At 68.9% G+C, this 16,042-nt stretch carries 15 protein-coding genes and 1 tRNA gene; 7 read left to right on the top strand and 9 right to left on the bottom strand.

Annotated features, from left to right (window positions below; all coding sequences use genetic code 11):
- Window positions 1–3: 3 nt before the first annotated feature.
- Window positions 4–1,026 carry an ATPase BagA gene (bagA, locus tag AC3ANM_RS13230; RefSeq protein WP_488284881.1) on the top strand — a complete coding sequence of 341 codons (1,023 nt, stop codon included), beginning with the start codon at window positions 4–6 and terminating at the stop codon, window positions 1,024–1,026.
- Window positions 1,026–2,189: an ATPase BagB gene (bagB, locus tag AC3ANM_RS13225; RefSeq protein WP_488284880.1), complete on the top strand. Its 1,164-nt coding sequence runs from the start codon at window positions 1,026–1,028 to the stop codon at window positions 2,187–2,189. Before bagA ends, bagB begins: the two co-directional genes overlap by 1 nt.
- A gap of 99 nt (window positions 2,190–2,288) precedes the next feature.
- Here the strand turns inward: bagB and AC3ANM_RS13220 are convergent, their stop codons facing one another.
- Window positions 2,289–2,612, bottom strand: a complete 324-nt coding sequence (locus AC3ANM_RS13220) for a WhiB family transcriptional regulator (protein WP_488284879.1) — start codon at window positions 2,610–2,612, stop codon at window positions 2,289–2,291.
- A 174-nt stretch (window positions 2,613–2,786) separates the two neighbouring features.
- Here AC3ANM_RS13220 and AC3ANM_RS13215 point away from each other — a divergent pair, with 174 nt between their 5' ends.
- Window positions 2,787–5,177 (top strand): penicillin-binding protein, encoded by a 2,391-nt coding sequence (locus tag AC3ANM_RS13215; protein WP_488284878.1) that lies wholly within the window; start codon window positions 2,787–2,789, stop codon window positions 5,175–5,177.
- A 245-nt stretch (window positions 5,178–5,422) separates the two neighbouring features.
- Here AC3ANM_RS13215 and AC3ANM_RS13210 read toward each other — a convergent pair whose 3' ends face one another.
- Window positions 5,423–5,884: a GatB/YqeY domain-containing protein gene (locus AC3ANM_RS13210; protein ID WP_488284877.1), complete on the bottom strand. Its 462-nt coding sequence runs from the start codon at window positions 5,882–5,884 to the stop codon at window positions 5,423–5,425.
- Between the two features lie 52 nt (window positions 5,885–5,936).
- Between AC3ANM_RS13210 and AC3ANM_RS13205 the strand changes: the two genes are divergently transcribed.
- Both AC3ANM_RS13205 and AC3ANM_RS13200 read left to right on the top strand, forming a co-directional pair.
- Entirely contained in the window at window positions 5,937–6,869 is a 933-nt protein-coding gene (locus AC3ANM_RS13205; RefSeq protein ID WP_488284876.1) for a metallophosphoesterase, read from the top strand.
- Window positions 6,870–6,965: 96 nt separating this feature from the next.
- Window positions 6,966–7,042: transfer RNA gene (locus AC3ANM_RS13200), tRNA-Pro, on the top strand.
- Window positions 7,043–7,123: 81 nt separating this feature from the next.
- Here the strand turns inward: AC3ANM_RS13200 and AC3ANM_RS13195 are convergent.
- From AC3ANM_RS13195 to AC3ANM_RS13175, 5 genes are read right to left on the bottom strand one after another with little or no spacing between them, the layout of a single operon-like run.
- A complete protein-coding gene (locus AC3ANM_RS13195) occupies window positions 7,124–8,263 on the bottom strand; it encodes a tyrosine-type recombinase/integrase (protein ID WP_488284875.1) in 1,140 nt (379 codons plus the stop codon).
- Complete coding sequence (locus AC3ANM_RS13190; RefSeq protein WP_185746272.1) at window positions 8,260–8,493, bottom strand: helix-turn-helix transcriptional regulator; 234 nt, start codon at window positions 8,491–8,493, stop codon at window positions 8,260–8,262. The genes AC3ANM_RS13195 and AC3ANM_RS13190 overlap by 4 nt, the downstream gene beginning before the upstream one ends.
- Window positions 8,494–8,504: 11 nt before the next feature.
- Window positions 8,505–10,052: a replication initiator gene (locus AC3ANM_RS13185; protein WP_488284874.1), complete on the bottom strand. Its 1,548-nt coding sequence runs from the start codon at window positions 10,050–10,052 to the stop codon at window positions 8,505–8,507.
- Entirely contained in the window at window positions 10,049–11,659 is a 1,611-nt protein-coding gene (locus AC3ANM_RS13180) for an FtsK/SpoIIIE domain-containing protein (RefSeq protein WP_488284873.1), read from the bottom strand. Before AC3ANM_RS13180 ends, AC3ANM_RS13185 begins: the two co-directional genes overlap by 4 nt.
- 32 nt (window positions 11,660–11,691) lie before the next feature.
- A complete protein-coding gene (locus AC3ANM_RS13175) occupies window positions 11,692–12,150 on the bottom strand; it encodes a plasmid replication, integration and excision activator (RefSeq protein ID WP_488284872.1) in 459 nt (152 codons plus the stop codon).
- A gap of 127 nt (window positions 12,151–12,277) precedes the next feature.
- Here AC3ANM_RS13175 and AC3ANM_RS13170 point away from each other — a divergent pair, with 127 nt between their 5' ends.
- Window positions 12,278–13,105, top strand: coding sequence for a hypothetical protein (locus tag AC3ANM_RS13170; protein ID WP_488284871.1), 828 nt, complete (start codon window positions 12,278–12,280; stop codon window positions 13,103–13,105).
- Window positions 13,095–13,958, top strand: a complete 864-nt coding sequence (locus AC3ANM_RS13165) for a hypothetical protein (RefSeq protein WP_488284870.1) — start codon at window positions 13,095–13,097, stop codon at window positions 13,956–13,958. The genes AC3ANM_RS13170 and AC3ANM_RS13165 overlap by 11 nt, the downstream gene beginning before the upstream one ends.
- Here AC3ANM_RS13165 and AC3ANM_RS13160 read toward each other — a convergent pair.
- Both AC3ANM_RS13160 and AC3ANM_RS13155 read right to left on the bottom strand, forming a co-directional pair.
- Window positions 13,955–14,503: a HEPN domain-containing protein gene (locus AC3ANM_RS13160; protein ID WP_488284869.1), complete on the bottom strand. Its 549-nt coding sequence runs from the start codon at window positions 14,501–14,503 to the stop codon at window positions 13,955–13,957. The genes AC3ANM_RS13165 and AC3ANM_RS13160 overlap by 4 nt on opposite strands.
- The gene (locus tag AC3ANM_RS13155) at window positions 14,500–15,672 is read right to left on the bottom strand and encodes a GmrSD restriction endonuclease domain-containing protein (RefSeq protein WP_488284868.1); all 1,173 of its coding nucleotides are present in this window, start codon (window positions 15,670–15,672) and stop codon (window positions 14,500–14,502) included. The genes AC3ANM_RS13160 and AC3ANM_RS13155 overlap by 4 nt, the downstream gene beginning before the upstream one ends.
- Between the last annotated feature and the right edge of the window lie 370 nt (window positions 15,673–16,042).

Raw genomic sequence — 16,042 nt, 5'->3', positions numbered from 1 at the left:
GGCATGGCTGGCAACGCGTCCGGACGGGACCCCGACTGGGAGGGTGTGCGGCTGCACATCGTCACCGGCAAGGGCGGCACCGGCAAGACCACCGTGGCCGCGGCCCTCGCCCTGGCCCTGGCCGACCAGGGCCGGCGGGTGCTGCTGGCCGAGGTCGAGGGGCGCCAGGGCATCAGCCAGACCTTCGACGTGGCGCCACTGGCGTCCACCGAGGCCCGGATCGCCCACGCCGAGAACGGCGGTGAGGTCTACGGCCTGGCCGTCGACGCCAAGGCGGCGCTCCTGGAGTACCTCCAGATCTTCTACAAGCTCGGCCGGGCCGGCAGCGTGCTGGAGAAGTTCGGCGCCATCGACTTCGCCACGACCATCGCCCCGGGCGTGCGCGACGTGCTGCTCATCGGCAAGGTCTACGAGGCCGTCCGCCGCCGGCGCGACCCGCGGGCCAAGGGCCCCAAGGCCCCGCCGCACTACGACGCGGTCGTCCTGGATGCCCCGCCGACCGGACGGGTGGTGCGCTTCCTCAACGTCAACCACGAGGTGGCCGACCTGGCCCGGGTGGGCCCGATCCGCTCCCAGGCCGACTCGATCACCACCCTGCTGCGCTCCCCGCAGACCGTGGTCCACGTGGTCACCCTGCTGGAGGAGATGCCCGTGCAGGAGACCGTCGACGCGGTGCACGACCTGCGCGAGGCCCGGCTGCCGGTCGGCGGCGTGGTGATCAACCAGGTCCGCGACGAGGCGCTGCCGGAGAAGGCCCTCGTGCCGGCCGCCAACGGGGACCTGCCGCGGGACGAGGTGGTCACTGAGCTCGACCGGGCCGGGGTCAAGGTCACCGACGCCCTCGTCGACGGGCTGCTCGCCGAGGCGGCCGACCACGCCGCCCGGGTCGCCCTCGAGAGGCAGGAGGCGCAGACCGTGCTCGAGCTCGGCCGCCCGACCTACCGGCTGCCTGCCCTGCCCGAGGGCATCGCCCCCGACGGGGTGCGGGTGCTGGCCCAGGCCTTGGCCGAGCAGGGGATGGCCTGATGACCGCCCGCAAGGACGCCGCCGTGCCGCTCGACGTGGACGCCATGCTCTCCGACCCCGCGACCCGGATCGTGGTCTGCTGCGGCGCCGGCGGGGTCGGCAAGACCACCACCGCCGCGGCGCTGGGGCTGCGGGCCGCCGAGCAGGGCCGGCACGTCGTGGTGCTCACCATCGACCCGGCCCGCCGGCTCGCGCAGTCGCTGGGGCTGACCTCGCTGGACAACACCCCGCGGCCGGTCAAGGGCGTCGACGAGGGCGCCGGCGGGTCCCTCGACGCGATGATGCTCGACATGAAGCGCACCTTCGACGAGGTGGTGCAGCAGCACTCCACCGCCGAGAAGGCCGAGCAGATCCTGGCCAACCCCTTCTACCAGGCAGTCTCCAGCTCCTTCGCGGGCACGCAGGAGTACATGGCGATGGAGAAGCTGGGGCAGCTGCGGGCCCAGGCCGACAAGGACGGCAGCTGGGACCTGATCATCGTGGACACCCCGCCGTCGCGCTCCGCCCTGGACTTCCTGGACGCCCCCAAGCGGCTCGGCTCGTTCCTCGACGGCCGGTTCATCCGGCTGCTCACCGCCCCCGCCAAGGCCGGCGGCCGGGCCTACCTGAAGGTCTTCAGCGCCGGTGTCGGCGTGGCGACCCAGGCGATGAACCGCATCCTCGGCGCCCAGGTGCTCACCGACGTGCAGACCTTCGTCGCCGCGCTGGACACGATGTTCGGCGGCTTCCGCGAGCGTGCCGAGGCCACCTACTCCCTGCTCCAGGAGGGCGGCACCGCGTTCCTCGTGGTCGCCGCGCCCGAGCGCGACGCCCTGCGCGAGGCGTCCTTCTTCGTCGACCGGCTCGCCGAGGAGCAGATGCCGCTCGCCGGGGTGGTCGTCAACCGGATGTATGCCGTGCAGGCCCGCGGGCTCTCCAGCGGCCGCGCGCTCGCGGCCGCCGAGCAGCTCGCCGAGGACGGCTCGGCGTCCGCCCGCGTGGCCGAGGGGCTGCTGCGGGTGCACGCGGCCCAGGCCGAGGTCGCCTCCCGCCACCAGGAGCTGGCCCGACGGTTCACGGCCGGCCACCCCGGGATCCCGGTGGTGCAGGTGGCCGCGGCGGCCGAGGACATCCACGACCTCGAGGGCCTGCGGGCCGTCGGCGACTCGCTCGCCGGGCACTAGCCCCGAGGCCCATCCCGACCCCAGCCTCAGGCGAGGGGCGCGCGATACGTGACGGCGCCGCCCGTCCCCGGTGAGGACGGGCGGCGCAGGGTCAGCAGATCAGGAGGCCGGTCGGTCGGCGTTGAGCCGGGCGGTCTCGAGGACGGCCCGCCAGGACGGGACGTGGGGGCGACGCTTGAGCAGGGCACGACGCTCGCGCTCGGTCATCCCTCCCCAGACGCCGAACTCGGTGCGGTTGTCCAGCGCGTCGGCGAGGCACTCGGCGATGACAGGGCAACCCATGCAGATCTGCTTGGCGATCTGCTGTGCGGCGCCCTGGACGAACAACGCGTCCGGATCGGCCTTGCCGCAAGCCCCCTGCTGAGCCCATTCCTCGACCCACACGCGACGCCCGCCTCCTGCACTGGTGGTGCGCGAAGTCATGACGGTCACGGTTGGCCTCCCTGCTCTCAAAACCGGACAGAACGCGCCCGGCTGCGATGTTTCGACGATAGGGAGGGAGCACACCTGGGGACCATGACTAGGAGGGATAGTTCGGGACACCCCCAAAGTGACTAGTCACCGGCCCGGAGGGGGTCCGCACGTATGCTGGCCAGCATGCAGGGACGCGCCACCAACTTCGCCAGCATCGCCAGTCTGCTCGGCGCCCTCGTCGCCACGTCGGTCGTCCTGGGGGTGCTCGGAGCCGGCCTCGTCATGCCGCTGGCCGGCGCCTCCGGGGCCGCCGCGCGGGCGGGGGTCCAGGCCTTCGACTCCCTGCCAGGCGACCTCCAGCGCTCGGCGCTGTCGCAGCAGTCCCGCATCGTCGCCTCCGACGGCTCGCTGATCGCGACCCCCTACGACGAGAACCGCATCATCGTGCCGTTGTCGCAGGTGGCGCCGGTGATGCGCCAGGCGCAGGTCGCGATCGAGGACAGCCGGTTCTACGAGCACGGTGGCGTCGACCTGCACGGCATCGCCCGGGCGTTCATCTCCAACGCCAACGGCGGCAACACCCAGGGCGCGTCCACCCTGACCCAGCAGTTCGTGAAGATCACGCTGCAGGAGAACGCCCTGCGCGCCAACGACAAGGAGGCGGCGCAGGCGGCGACGGCGAAGAACTACGCCCGCAAGCTCCAGGAGCTCAAGCTCGCGGTCAGCCTCGAGAAGCAGATGAGCAAGGACCAGATCCTCGAGGGCTACTTCAACCTCGTCTACTACGGCGACCTGGCCTACGGCGTCGAGGCGGCCGCCCGGCACTACTTCGGCGTCCCGGCCAGCAAGCTCAACCTGCCGCAGGCCGCCACGCTGGCCGGCCTGGTCCAGCTGCCGTCCTCCACCGACCCGGTCCACTTCCCGGACAAGGCCCTGGCGCGGCGCAACGTCGTGCTCGACCGGATGCACGAGCTCGGGATGGTCACCGACGCGCAGTGGCAGACCGCCCGCGCCAGCAAGCTCAAGCTGCACGTGACGCCCGGGCAGAGCACCTGCCAGGCCTCCCCCTACCCGTACTTCTGCGAGTACACCCTGGCCTGGCTCATGCAGCAGCCCGCCCTCGGCCGGACCGTCAAGGAGCGCAAGAGCCTGCTCTACACCGGCGGCCTGACCGTCCAGACCACGCTCGACCCCAAGACGGTCAAGGCCGTCGACGAGGAGATCCGCAAGCGGGTGCCGGTCGGCAACTCGGCCCGGATCGGGGCCGCCGCCGCCGTCATCGAGCCCGGCACCGGCAAGGTCCTGGCGATCGGGCAGAACACCAACTTCTCGACGAAGAAGGGGCTGGGCAACAACGAGGTCAACTGGTCGGTCGACCAGAAGTACGGCAGCAGCGGCGGCTTCCAGTACGGCTCGACGGCCAAGATGTTCGCCGTGGCCACGGCCCTCGAGAACGGCATGTCGGTGAACTCGTCGATCTACGCCAAGCCCGCCGACGCCCACAAGGCCGCGTACTTCTCCCCGGGCGAGTACGCCGACCGGTGCCGCTCCGGCGTCGCCTTCGCCGTGCGCAACGACGAAGGCACCCGCAACGGCAACATCAGCCTCTCCGACGCCGCCGCCTACTCGGTCAACACGGCGTTCGCCGGGCTGGTCGCCAAGCTGGGCGTCTGCAAGGTCCAGAAGGTCATGACCAAGATGGGCCTGCACCAGTCCTCCGGCGCGGAGATCCAGACCTATCCCTCGCCGGTCACCCTGGGCTCGGACCCCGTGTCACCTCTGACCCTGGCCTCGGCCTACGCGACGGTCGCCTCCGGCGGCATCTACTGCCCGCCGGTGCCGGTCGTCTCGATCACCACCAGCAACCACAAGTCGATCAAGCTGCCGGCGAACCCGTGCCGCCGGGCGCTGTCGGCCGACGTCGCGAACGGCGTGACCCAGGTGCTCAAGCCGGTGCTCATCAAGGGCACCGCCGCCGGCAACGAGCTGGCCGGAGGGCGGCCGGCGTCGGGCAAGACCGGCACCACCGACAACAGCAACGAGACGTGGTTCGCGGGCTACACCCCGCAGCTGGCCACGACCGTCTGGGTGGGGACGCCGCTGGACAACAAGACCCACCTGCGCAACATGAAGATCGGCAACCACTTCTACGCCGGCCAGATCTTCGGTGCCACCATCGCCGCCCCGATCTGGAAGGCGATCATGGACCGGGCCTCTGCGGGCATGCCGATCGAGCAGTTCGGCGACACCAGCGACAAGATCAAGTTCGGCGACCAGATCGTGGTCCCGTTCGTGGGCGGGCTGCCCGTCGACGAGGCGATCGCCCGGCTGGACGCGGCGGGCTTCAATGGCGTGAAGGGCGGGTCGGTCGACTCCGGTCAGCCGGCCGGCACGGTGGTCTTCACCTCGCCGGCAGCCGGGAGCCGGGCGTTGCGCGGGTCCTCGGTGGCCGTGACGGTCTCGACCGGCAAGGCACCCCAGCCGACCCCGACGAAGACCAAGACGCCCACGCCGAAGCCGACGAAACCCACACCCTCCAAAAGTCCCAAACCCACCACACCCCCCAAGCCATAAGAAGAAGCACCACGGGTGACCTGACAGCGCCCGCCACCTGGGTCCAGGTGGCGGGTGCTGTGCTGTCTGCCCGACGTGCCGGCCGAGTCCTCTTCTTGGGCCCGTTATCCGACGCTCTCGGGGCGGCGCGCAGGTTCGTCACACTCTGCCGACTTCGTTCGCGGTCAGGTGTGACGTTCCTGCGCGATCGGCTGCGCGGCGCGCACGAGCGCGGGGCGGGGCGGGGCAGCCCCGGCGACCGGTGGTCAGCCGGCGAGGGCCTTCTTCACGGCGGCGGCGATGCGCCCACCCTCGGCGCGGCCGGCCACCCGCGGCTGGACAGCCTTCATGACCAGGCCCATCTGCGGCATACCGGTCGCGCCGGACTCGGTGACCGCCTCGGCGACCATCGCGTCGAGCTCGGCGTCGCTGAGCTGCTGCGGCAGGTAGGCCTCCAGCACGGCGAGCTCGGCGAGCTCGCGCTCCGCGAGCTCGGGCCGCTTCGCGTCCGTGTATGCCGTGGCCGCCTCGCGCCGCTTCTTGGCCTCCTTGGTGATGACCTTGAGGACCTCGTCGTCGGAGAGCTCGCGCGCCTCCTTGCCCGCGACCTCCTCGTTGGTGACCGCGGTCAGGGCCATGCGCAGGGTGCCGGCGCGCACCTGGTCCCGCTCACGGATGGCGGTCTGCAGCTCGGCCTGGAGGGTGGTCTTGAGCGAGGTCTGGGTCATGGGTCGCAGTCTCCCACCCCGCGCGGGCCCGGCGTTTGCGAGGATGGGGCCGATGAACGCACTCACCCGCACCGCCCTCGGGACCGTCGCCGCCGGCGCGGCGGGCCTGGCCTACGCCTCGCTCATCGAGCGCAACGCCTTCACCCTGCGCCGGTTCCGCGTGCCCGTGCTGCCCCACGGCGCCGCGCCGCTGCGGGTGCTGCACGTCTCCGACCTGCACCTTGTGCCCCGGCAGCGCCGCAAGATCGAGTGGGTTCGCGGGCTGGCCGCCCTCGAGCCGGACCTCGTCGTCAACACCGGGGACAACCTGGCCGACGTTGACGCCGTGCCCGCCGTGGTGCGCGCCATGGAGCCGCTGATGGAGCGGCCGGGCGTCTTCGTCCTGGGCTCCAACGACTACTTCGGACCCCGGCCCAAGAACCCGGCGCGCTACCTCACCAAGGGCTACCGCAAGGGCCTGGGCGGGCAGCCGCTGCCGACCTCCGACCTGGTCGACGCGTTCGGCAAGGGCGGCTGGGTGGACCTGACCAACACGCGGGCTGCACTGACCGTGGCCGGGCAGGACCTCGACTTCGTCGGTGTCGACGACCCCCACCTGAACTACGACCGCTACCCCGAGCGCACCACCCCGGGCGGCAGCTCCGGCGAGCTGACCATCGGGGTGACCCACGCGCCATACACGCGGGTCCTGGACCAGATGACCGGCGACGGCGCCGGTCTCGTCATTGCCGGGCACACGCACGGTGGGCAGCTGTGCCTGCCCCTGTATGGCGCGCTGGTCACCAACTGCGACCTGGACCGCAAGCGCGCCAAGGGGGTCTCGCGGTGGTGGCCGGGGGCGGCTGGCGCTCCGTCCTCACAGGCCCCCGCGGACGCGGCGTGGCTGGAGGTGTCGGCCGGTCTGGGGACCTCGCCGTACGCGCCGGTGCGGTTCGCCTGCCGGCCCGAGGCGACCCTGCTGACCCTGGTGGCCAAGGGGTCGTGAGCCTCGTGGCGCCGCTTCGGGGACCCCGATTCGGTGATGCGGCGGGGGCTCGGCTATTCTCTCTTCTCGCTGCCCTCGGGTGGTGCACGACAGCCACGGGGTGTGGCGCAGCTTGGTAGCGCGCTTCGTTCGGGACGAAGAGGCCGCAGGTTCAAATCCTGTCACCCCGACCATTTTGTTTCCGCAGGTCAGAGCCGGATTGAGGCTCCCTGCGACCTCATCGCTCGGAACGATTCGAGCCACTCGCGAGCCCATTACGAGCCCTGGCTGTTCTGGCCGGGCTCGCGCGTACCCTGGCCATCGATCTCGGCCGCGTCCGCCAGCCCCTTGGCCATCACGTCCGCGGCCCGGGTGAGGGTGTCGTTGAGGACGTGCGCGTAGAGGTCGAGCGTCATGCTCGCGGTGCTGTGCCCCATCAGGCTTTGGACGGCTTTGAGGTCGCCGGTCATCCGTAGCCACGCGGTGGCGGCGGTGTGCCGCAGGTCGTGCGGACGCAGGCCCACGCGGTCCACGAGCTCGCACGCCTCCTTCCACCCGCCGTCTCGTCGCCAGTGCCGCGAGTCGAGCCGGGCACCGCGCGGCGAGGGGAACAGCGGCCGGTGTGGGTGGCCGGTCTGGTGACGCTCGATGATCGGGACCAGCTCTGGGAGGACCGGGACCATGCGCGTGACCGAGCGGCCGCCCTTGGTCCCGGGGAGGGTGACCCGCTTGCCCTCCTCGTCGAGGACGTGACGGCGGCGGATCGCCAGGAACAGCCGGCCGTCGTCGTCGCGGACCACGTCGCGCTCGTCGAGGGCGGCGATCTCCGACCAGCGCAGACCCGCGAGGGCCAGCACCAAGGCGACCTCGTGGTGTGGCGGCTTCAACGCCGCGACGAAGACCCGCAGCTCGGCCAGTGAGAGCGCCTGACCGGGCGTGCCCTTGGTGCCCGCGATCTTGATGCCCACGGCAGGGTTTCGAGGGACCCGGCCGTCCTCGACCGCATAGCCCAGGACACCCCGCAGCACCCGCAGCGCATCCCGCTTCGTCCGAGGCGCCGCGGGGCCCTTCTTCGTGGTCAGGCCCGCGACCCACTCCCGGACCATCGGCGCCGAGATCGAGGCCACCGGGACCCGGCCGAAGCGGCCATCGACGTAGGAGTGCCAGAGCGCCCGGTCGTTGCGCCGGGTCGAGCCCTCCACATCCCGCGTGGCCAGCCACTTCTCGAACAGGTCGCTGGTCGGAATCTGACCGCGCGCCGGGTCGAGCCACGAGCCACGGTCGATCTCCGACTTCTGCTCCGTCAGCCAGCGCACGGCGTCCTGACGGCGGGTGAAGGTCCGGGAGTCGCGGTGTCCCCGATACTTCAGGAAGGCCCGCCACGCCTTGCCGTTCGGCGTCTTGTAGATGCTCACCCGGCACTCCGGAACTTGTAGACCGCCGACTCCCCCGGCGCCTCAGTGGCTTCCTCGAGCCACGCCTTGAGCACCGACTCGCGCCACATGACCTTCCGGCCGATCTTGGTCCCCGGCGCGAAGTTGCCCTCGTTGCGCAGGTTGTAGACCGTCCGCTTGCAGACGCCCAGGTAGTCGGCCACCTGCTGCACGTTCAGCAGGGGCTCCCGCACATTCCACTCGCTGTCCATCACTGCTCCTGTCATCGGTTCTTGCCGTTCCTGCGGACCTGCGCCTTGTACTGGTCGTACTCACGAGCGCGGGCAGCTGCAGCCATGGCGAGCACGGTCTCGCCTTCGGTGGCCCAGCCGGTGCCCAGGAACTCCCACTGACCGAGGACGAGGGTGGTCTCCTCGGCGTCGTCGGCCATGAGGTCGGCCTCGAGCTGGGTGAGGTCGAGGGGCCGGCCCTCTGCCTTGGCGTCCTGAATCAGGGCTTGGGCGCGGCGGCGGGCGCGTCGCAGGCCGCCAAGGGTGACCGAGTAGCGGCGGGACTTGGACGCGAAGTGGCCCCGGAAGCCGAGCATGTGCACCCACTTGCCGAGCAGCGCGTACGGGGCCTCACTCATCGCGTCGACGTCGCCACCGGTGACCTCCGCCGCGTGGACGTTTGCGGCGTCGGCCACTTCTCGGGCGGTCGCTCGAATGTGGCGCAGGTGGGCGTTGCCGGTCGCGGCCGTGTCCGTGGCCGACTTGGTCGAGTACTTCGCGAGGTAGCCGGCGACCTGCTCCGCACTCAGGGCCTGGTCGGGGTCGTCGGTGCGCCGGGAGGTCCGGACCGCCCGAGAGTCGACCTGAGCACCGAACGCAAGCACCCGAGAACGATCGCCGTCGAACATCGGCGGCGCGGTGAACCGGACCGAGGCAGCAGCCTCGGCGATGAGTTCGGACAGCCGGGCCGCGCCGATGAGGTCCGGCGCGGGGGCGAAGCCTTCGTCGGTCTTCGGACCATCGAGGCGGGCGAGGGCATGGAAGTGGATGAGCCCGCGCAGCTGGTACTCGGCGACCTTGGCGTACTGCAACGTCGCGTGATCACCGACCCGCGTCGCGGGGACGCCCAAGGCGTGCGCGATCAGTCGGCGCAGCGCGATGGTGAACCGCCGCCAGAGCTCGGGCGCCCACCACTGCCACACGATGTGGGACTCGTAGTCGTAGCAGTCCGGGCACAGCGGCTGGCCCAGGGCGGGGTCGCCCTCCTCGTGGTTGGCCATGCAGCTCAGGGGACGGCCGTGCTCGCACCGCGGATTGCCGAAGCGGGCGCGGCAGCGGCGGCCGTTCTCCCGCAGCCCGTGCACAAGCCCGAACGAGGGGGCGGTGACCGTGGCGAACACCAGCGGGTTCTCGCTCACCGTGTCGGGGACGCCCTTGCCGCCGGTGACGCCGGTGCGGATCAGGTGGAACATGTCGGCCGCGTAGATCCGGGAGCAGGCGGGGCACTCCGAGGCGCGGCGGTTGCCGCACCGGATGAGGGTGATGCCGTTGTGCTCATGCTCGCTGGAGTAGGTCCCGACGACCTCCCCGGTCCTGGTGTCGACGGTCAGGGACCGACCCCGCAGCCGGACCGGGTTCACGCAGTTCCCGACCCGCGCCAGTTGCTCGGACCACTCCCGGAAGTCCCGCGACACCAGCCGGGCCGCGATCTCTCCGGCGACGCGGGCCGAGGGCACGGACAGGTCCAGCCCGGCCTCCTCGCCGAACCCCGGAAACGAGGAGGGCGAGGAGGTCAGACTGGAGCGGCCCGTGTTGGTCATGCCGCGCCACCGCCGCTGTCGGAGGTGGGGGTCTGTGACGTGCGAGGCGCACGAGACGCCCGGGGTAGCCGTTCCCTTTGTGGCTTTCGTGACGTACGCTTCCCCGGCGCAGGCGCGGCCCGCACCCCAACCGAGTCCCCCGCAGGAACGTCGCACGTGTGGGTCAACCCCTGTCCTCCACGCGCGGCGAGGAGGTCCTCAGTGGCCGGGGCGCGGTGTCGGGCCGCGACCTGTCGCACCAGCAGATCGGACCACCAGTCGGCCCGGACTCGGTCGGTACTGCCGTCCTCGTCGACCACCCAGGCGGTGCCAGGCATCGCGGGGCTGATCCGATGCGCGGGAGCCACGGAAGCCGCGCCGTCGCCGAGGACCATCCGGGTTTCCTCGGCCGAGCGCAGGCGGAGGGCGATGGTCTGGGTGAAGAGGCCTCGGAGGCCGACGACCTCCTTGCGGGGGTCCTGCACGCAGGCCAGGACGACGACGCCGAGGGCGCGGCCTTGGGTCAGGATCTCGGCCAGCAGCCGGGAGGCCTCCTTCTTGGTCTCCGGGTCGGTGTAAGCAGTCAGCACGGCCAGCTCGTCGATCGCGAGGGCGTGCAGCGGGTCTTCCTGCGTGGGGCGGTGGAGCCGGGTATGTCCGGCCATCCGATGCCCGCGCTCCTCAAGGATGGCCAGCAGGCGCGTCAGCAGGGCCACCGCTTCGTTGGGGTCGGTGGCCACGGCAGAGAACATGCCTCGCCCCATGCCGACCTCGACGCCGCGCTTGAGGTCCACACCCCAGAGCCGGACCAGCCCCGCGCGGACGGCGGGAGCAAGGCCGGCGCACACGCCCCAGAAGATCGAGCCCTTGCCCGACCCGGAGCAGCCGACGACGAGGGTGTGCCGCCCGGTCACGCTCAGGTGCCACGGGGTCCCGTCCTGACGTCGACCCAGCGTCACAGCGTTGAGGTAGACCGCCTCGGGCAGTTCGGCCGGACGGGCGTCGGTGAGCGAGTCCCGCATGACGAGGACGACCTCGACCACCGAGGGCGACAGCTGCACGCACCGGAACGCGTGGGCACCCGCGGCTGCGGCGAGTGGTGCGGCAGCCGCCTCGAGGTCCTGGACGGTCTGCCCGGTGCGGGTGCGGATCATGAGCCGCAGCAGCGATCCCGCCGTCGTCACGTCCATCAGCCGCGGGTGCGACCACACGGTGACCGTCTGCGACTGAGAGGCGACGAACCGCGACCCCTCCTTGGGCACGAGCCCGAAGCTGCGGGACTTGGTGGTGCGGGAGACCGACAGGCCGCACTCCCGGGACAGGTGAGCCCAGTTCTTCCGGACCCAGCGACGCCACCGCACCCGACGAGCAGGACTAGCGCAGAGCCGCTCGTACGACGTGGGCCAGCCGGTCACCCACACCGCCGAGGCGAGGGCCGGACCAAAGGCCAGGGCCAGCGCCTCACGGAAGCCAGTGACGTTGCCCAGCAGGCGCAGGACCGCCGAGGCCGCGAAGAAGGCAAGTGCCCAGCGCAGGTGTCCGCGCAGCCATGCCAACGACGCCCGCAGCAAAGCCCAGGCGAAGCGAGCCGTCCAGGCCAGCAGCGCAGCGGCGGCCCGAGCATCCACGTGGGACACCCGAGCCGCCGAGACGGGGAACATCAGGCCGCAGCCTTCGCACCACTGTTGGCGGTGTTGGGCTGGGTCTGGCCCTTGCCCTTGGGCGCCGCGAGGCCCGTGGCCCGGATCGACCACGCCACCTTGGACCGGCTCCGGGAGTCATCGATCCACGCCGTCAGCGTCAGCCCCTCGAAGGTGATCGGCCGGAACGGCAACCCCTCCATCACCGGCGGCGGCACCGGCTGGACATCGGCGGCGATCTTCACCACCAGCTCGGTCTCACCCTTGCGCGCATCCGGGTCCGCGTCGACCACCCGGACCTGCCAGACCCGCATCCCGGTCACCTTGTCCCGCAGCTGCACGTCCCCGGGCTCCTTGCCCGCGTTCTTCGCCGCCATCAACGCATCGAAGTCTTCGAGGGCCTCGACCTCGCCGACCATGTACGCCCCGGCCGGGAACACACCCTCGAACGCCACCGGGATCCGCTGCTGAATCGCCATGCCACAACACCTCCGCGTATATACCCCCTAAACGGCTGAGTGAACACCCAGACATTCGGCGTTTATGGGGTCTAAACAGACAATAGCACCTTGGTTGATGTCGTCAAGGCCCCCTAAACTTCCGGGCGTGTCCGATGCTCAGTTCGAAGCCATCCGCCGGGAGAGTGACCCCGCGGAGCGTGCTCGCATGGCTGGGCGACTCATTGGCGTGTACCAGCAGCGGAGCGTCGAGCTCGCACGGTTGCGACGCGAAGCCATCGACGAGGCCGTCAAGGATGGGGCGGTCAGCTATTCAGTCCTCGCTGAGGAGCTGGGGCTGTCCAAGGGCCGCATCGCGCAGATCCGCAAGTCCGCCCCGACCGCAGAGCGCGCACTCTTCGGTGTCGGGCCGGTCGAGATCTGGATCCCGGAGCGAAAGCTCGAGAGCCGCCACCTCCCGGTCGTTGCCACCGAAGACCAGGACGCTGGGGAACGGGTCCGCCAGATTCTGGACCGACTGCAGTTCACCGCCACACTGCGCCACGTCCCCGCCGGCGCCCCGAACTGGGCACCCCAAGCCGACGCGGTCGTCATTTGCGGACCCAAGACCTCGCCCACCGTGAAGCAGTGGTTGGACGCTGACCCGATCGCGACATTCGTCGAGCGGGATGATTTGTGGCGCATCAAGATCCGATCCGAGGAGCGCGATCTGCCCTCGCCGATGGCCGATGGACAGGATCGGGACCTCGCCTACCTCTCCAAGGTCACAGACGACCAGGGCCGCGTCCGGATCCACATTGCCGGCATCCACGCCATCGGCTCTCTGGCCGCCGTCGAGTGGCTCGACCAGAACGCGGCCGACCTCTGGCACAGCATGCGCGACCGCGACTTCACCACCGTCATCTCCGGCCGGCACGAAGGACTGACCATCACCGATACCGAGGCAGTCCTTCCCCCGCGGGCGCATGTCCAGTAGGTGGCAACTCTCGGTCGCGGAACAGCCGGCCGGCGAGGCCCAGGGCGAGGACCGATGGCTGTTCCACGAGGCACTTGACGGGAGCACCTGGGCGGCCGTCATCGACGGTGCGTCGTCAACCACAGCCGAGCCTCCGACCGGAGGTGACTACGCCGAGGCCCTTCGTTCGGCCCTCCTTGCCGCAGTGGATTCAGCGCCGAACGCCTCTCCGCAAGAAGTCCTGGGCCCTGCCATAGCCCGCACCATCCAGCGTCTCGACCTGCCCAAGCCGAGCCAGCCGTCGGCTGCGGTCGGGCTTGTCCGGATAGACACCGGCAACATCGAGGCATGCGTACTCGGTGACGTCACCGTGGTCGTATTCAGCGAAGGATCCGAAACCGTGCTGCGCGACGACCGGATAGGCGGTGTTAGGAGCGAACTGAGGCAGCAATATAAGGAGGCTCTTCGTGCCGGCCACGGCTACGGCCCGCCCCACGAGGCGTTCTTGAGCGATCTTCGAGCGGCCGAACTCGCTGCCCGCAACCATGATGAGGGCTACTGGATCGCGGCTGATCTCCCGGCCGCGGCTGGACAAGCCCTCTCGAGTCGGGTCTCTTCCCTGCCCGAAACGGTGATCCTGGCCAGCGACGGAGCAGCCGCCGCGGTCGCGAAGTACCGCGTACTGCCTCACTGGCGTGGCTTTGCGGAGGCGATTGAATGCGGTCCCTCGGCATTCGTGGACCTCATCCGAGGGGCTGAGCAGTCCGACGCGCTGGGCCAGCGGTGGCCACGCAGCAAGCCCCACGACGACATCACAGCGATCACCTTGACGAGAGCGGGAGCCAAGCCGCTAGTGAGCCCGCCCTGCGCCTAAACCTCAGCTTGCGCGGCTGCATCCAATAGCGGAGCCACTGCCTTCAGGAATTTGATCGCACCCTCGTAGAGATCCGCTATTTCGTCCGCAGTCTTCGTTAGCGCAAACGTCGCGAAATTTCCATGGACCAACTGATTCCGCAGGGATCCTAACTCCAGGAAGGCGGACACGGCGTCGGCAAACTCAGAATCGCCACGCACCGCGGCTTCCGCCTTTGCCTTGAATGACTGACCAAAAAGGCCAAAAAAGGAATTTGCGTTGCGTCGATCCCATTGGAAATAAGTGTGATATTGTCGCGAGATTGCCTTGTTCCGCACGAACTCAACAGCCGTTTCATTGCCACGCGTCGCAGTTTTGATGTACTCGGCTATCAACTCTTGGAAGACCATTTCGATATGGCTGGCACCCGAGACGAGAAGCGTCTTCGAAAGCGTGGATTCCATCGAGATCGCCAGAGACGGCTCGGACTGGAGCAGTAGTGCCATCAACTGGCTGTGATCCTCCTTTATCCCGGCGATCAGGCCACTGTCATCGACCTCAATCATTGGCTAAGGAGAACTGACGCTGCCGCGTTCAAACGGCCCTTCACGTTCGTCGTATTCGTTGTCTGTTCTTGAGAGTGCTCCAGAAACTCAGGATGACTTGCCAAGACCCCTACCGCGTCTGCGGGAATCTGCCAGTCGGCGTCGACCTGTCGATGCCTTGCCGCGGCGGCGATGACCGACTCAAACAGAGGAAGGCTGAATTTGCCTTGCCTGGTGAGAAAGTCCTTCCGAGGAACGTCGCGAACTGCGTCCAAGAACCACTCGACCAAGTCCTCCAACTCCTGGACTTGCAGTTCGCCATATTTCTGCGCCGCCTTTGAAAAGCGGTTCAAGAAGTTGACCATCGATGGGGCGTAGGAGTCTCCCATGATAGCCATGGCCAACCCACGCAGCAGTACTTCGATATCGCGCATATGCATGTCCGGTTGCGGTTGCCCAATCAGTTCACGCCAGCGCGGATCCATGTTGAGCTTGAATAGAGTGTCATAGAATCGCGAGTGATAAAGACTTGACCGAATTTCCTGAGGCGTCAAGAGGATTCCGCCGGTGTTTAGCCGATTGAACATCTCATAGATGCTCGAGTCGTCCCCACTCGGCTTGATTTGCTTCACGATAATGTTTCTAATGGTCCGCAGGTCAAACTGGGTGCGGTAGTCGCCCAGAGTGGCGTAGTTAAGGCGATTGAACTTGTTCGCCTTGCCGTCCGCGACATTCGGAAGCCTGAGGCTGAAGTGCTCAAAGTACTCGTCGTCAAAGAGGACAGATTCAGGGATTGACCCCTGCTCATTGAATATCCGCCGAATTTCAGCGCGCCGATCCTTACGAGGAAATCGCTGCTTGATGAAGTAGTAGATCGTCATGAGGCGCTGCTGTCCATCGATGACGAGAAAGCTGTTGCGCCCCTCCTCGTAGAGGAACACCTGCGGCACAGGAAGGCCCATGATCAGGCTTTCGATGAGTTTGCTTGCTCGGCGGATGTCCCAGACGTAGTTCCTCTGGAAGCCCGGGATCTTGACGGCCCCCGATTCGATGAAGTTGTGAATCGTCAAGATGTTGAAGTCGTTAGGTGACGACGTCAGGTCGTACTCATCGATCTGACCTTCACGCTCCTCGGCCACCTCCCCGTCCTCGAGCCAGGACACCTCGTCGTGAACCACTCCGGCCGTCATTGCCAACTCCTCGTTCAACGTCGAGCCCTCTTGCCGAGGGAACTTTAGTGGGCGGGACGGGCTCAGCCAGCACGACGCGCCCCAGTGCAACTCTGGGGCACGGAGCCCGACGCGCCCAGGACAGATGTTGGCTCCCTCATCTCGGAGACCGCCAAGCAAGGCGCTGCCTTCAGCCCCTGGGGTCGTGGCTACTCTCGTCCCGCCGCTCCTCAATCCCACGCGCCCCGCGGTTGCAGAAGCACATGCCATCCACCGACCTGTACCTGGCTCAGCGTGATCGACACCTGCGCACTCTTCAGCGCCGATGCGCACCCTACGCCCGGGAGGGCTGGGGCCCCTAAGGGGTAACAACCCTGCGCAAGCGCTGGAT

The organism is Oryzihumus sp. JJN4-3R, from assembly GCF_057747915.1.
This window is presented reverse-complemented; position numbering and strand designations above follow the sequence as displayed.

Excerpts from the sequence above, each read along its gene's own strand:
- AC3ANM_RS13220 (WP_488284879.1), bottom strand. The coding sequence starts at position 2,612 with ATGACTTCGCGCACCACCAGTGCAGGAGGCGGGCGTCGCGTGTGGGTC.
- AC3ANM_RS13175 (WP_488284872.1), bottom strand. The coding sequence starts at position 12,150 with ATGGCGATTCAGCAGCGGATCCCGGTGGCGTTCGAGGGTGTGTTCCCG.
- AC3ANM_RS13215 (WP_488284878.1), top strand. The coding sequence starts at position 2,787 with ATGCAGGGACGCGCCACCAACTTCGCCAGCATCGCCAGTCTGCTCGGC.
- AC3ANM_RS13190 (WP_185746272.1), bottom strand. The coding sequence starts at position 8,493 with ATGGACAGCGAGTGGAATGTGCGGGAGCCCCTGCTGAACGTGCAGCAG.
- AC3ANM_RS13205 (WP_488284876.1), top strand. The coding sequence starts at position 5,937 with ATGAACGCACTCACCCGCACCGCCCTCGGGACCGTCGCCGCCGGCGCG.
- bagB (WP_488284880.1), top strand. The coding sequence starts at position 1,026 with ATGACCGCCCGCAAGGACGCCGCCGTGCCGCTCGACGTGGACGCCATG.
- AC3ANM_RS13165 (WP_488284870.1), top strand. The coding sequence starts at position 13,095 with ATGTCCAGTAGGTGGCAACTCTCGGTCGCGGAACAGCCGGCCGGCGAG.
- AC3ANM_RS13185 (WP_488284874.1), bottom strand. The coding sequence starts at position 10,052 with ATGACCAACACGGGCCGCTCCAGTCTGACCTCCTCGCCCTCCTCGTTT.
- AC3ANM_RS13160 (WP_488284869.1), bottom strand. The coding sequence starts at position 14,503 with ATGATTGAGGTCGATGACAGTGGCCTGATCGCCGGGATAAAGGAGGAT.
- AC3ANM_RS13210 (WP_488284877.1), bottom strand. The coding sequence starts at position 5,884 with ATGACCCAGACCTCGCTCAAGACCACCCTCCAGGCCGAGCTGCAGACC.
- AC3ANM_RS13155 (WP_488284868.1), bottom strand. The coding sequence starts at position 15,672 with ATGACGGCCGGAGTGGTTCACGACGAGGTGTCCTGGCTCGAGGACGGG.
- bagA (WP_488284881.1), top strand. The coding sequence starts at position 4 with ATGGCTGGCAACGCGTCCGGACGGGACCCCGACTGGGAGGGTGTGCGG.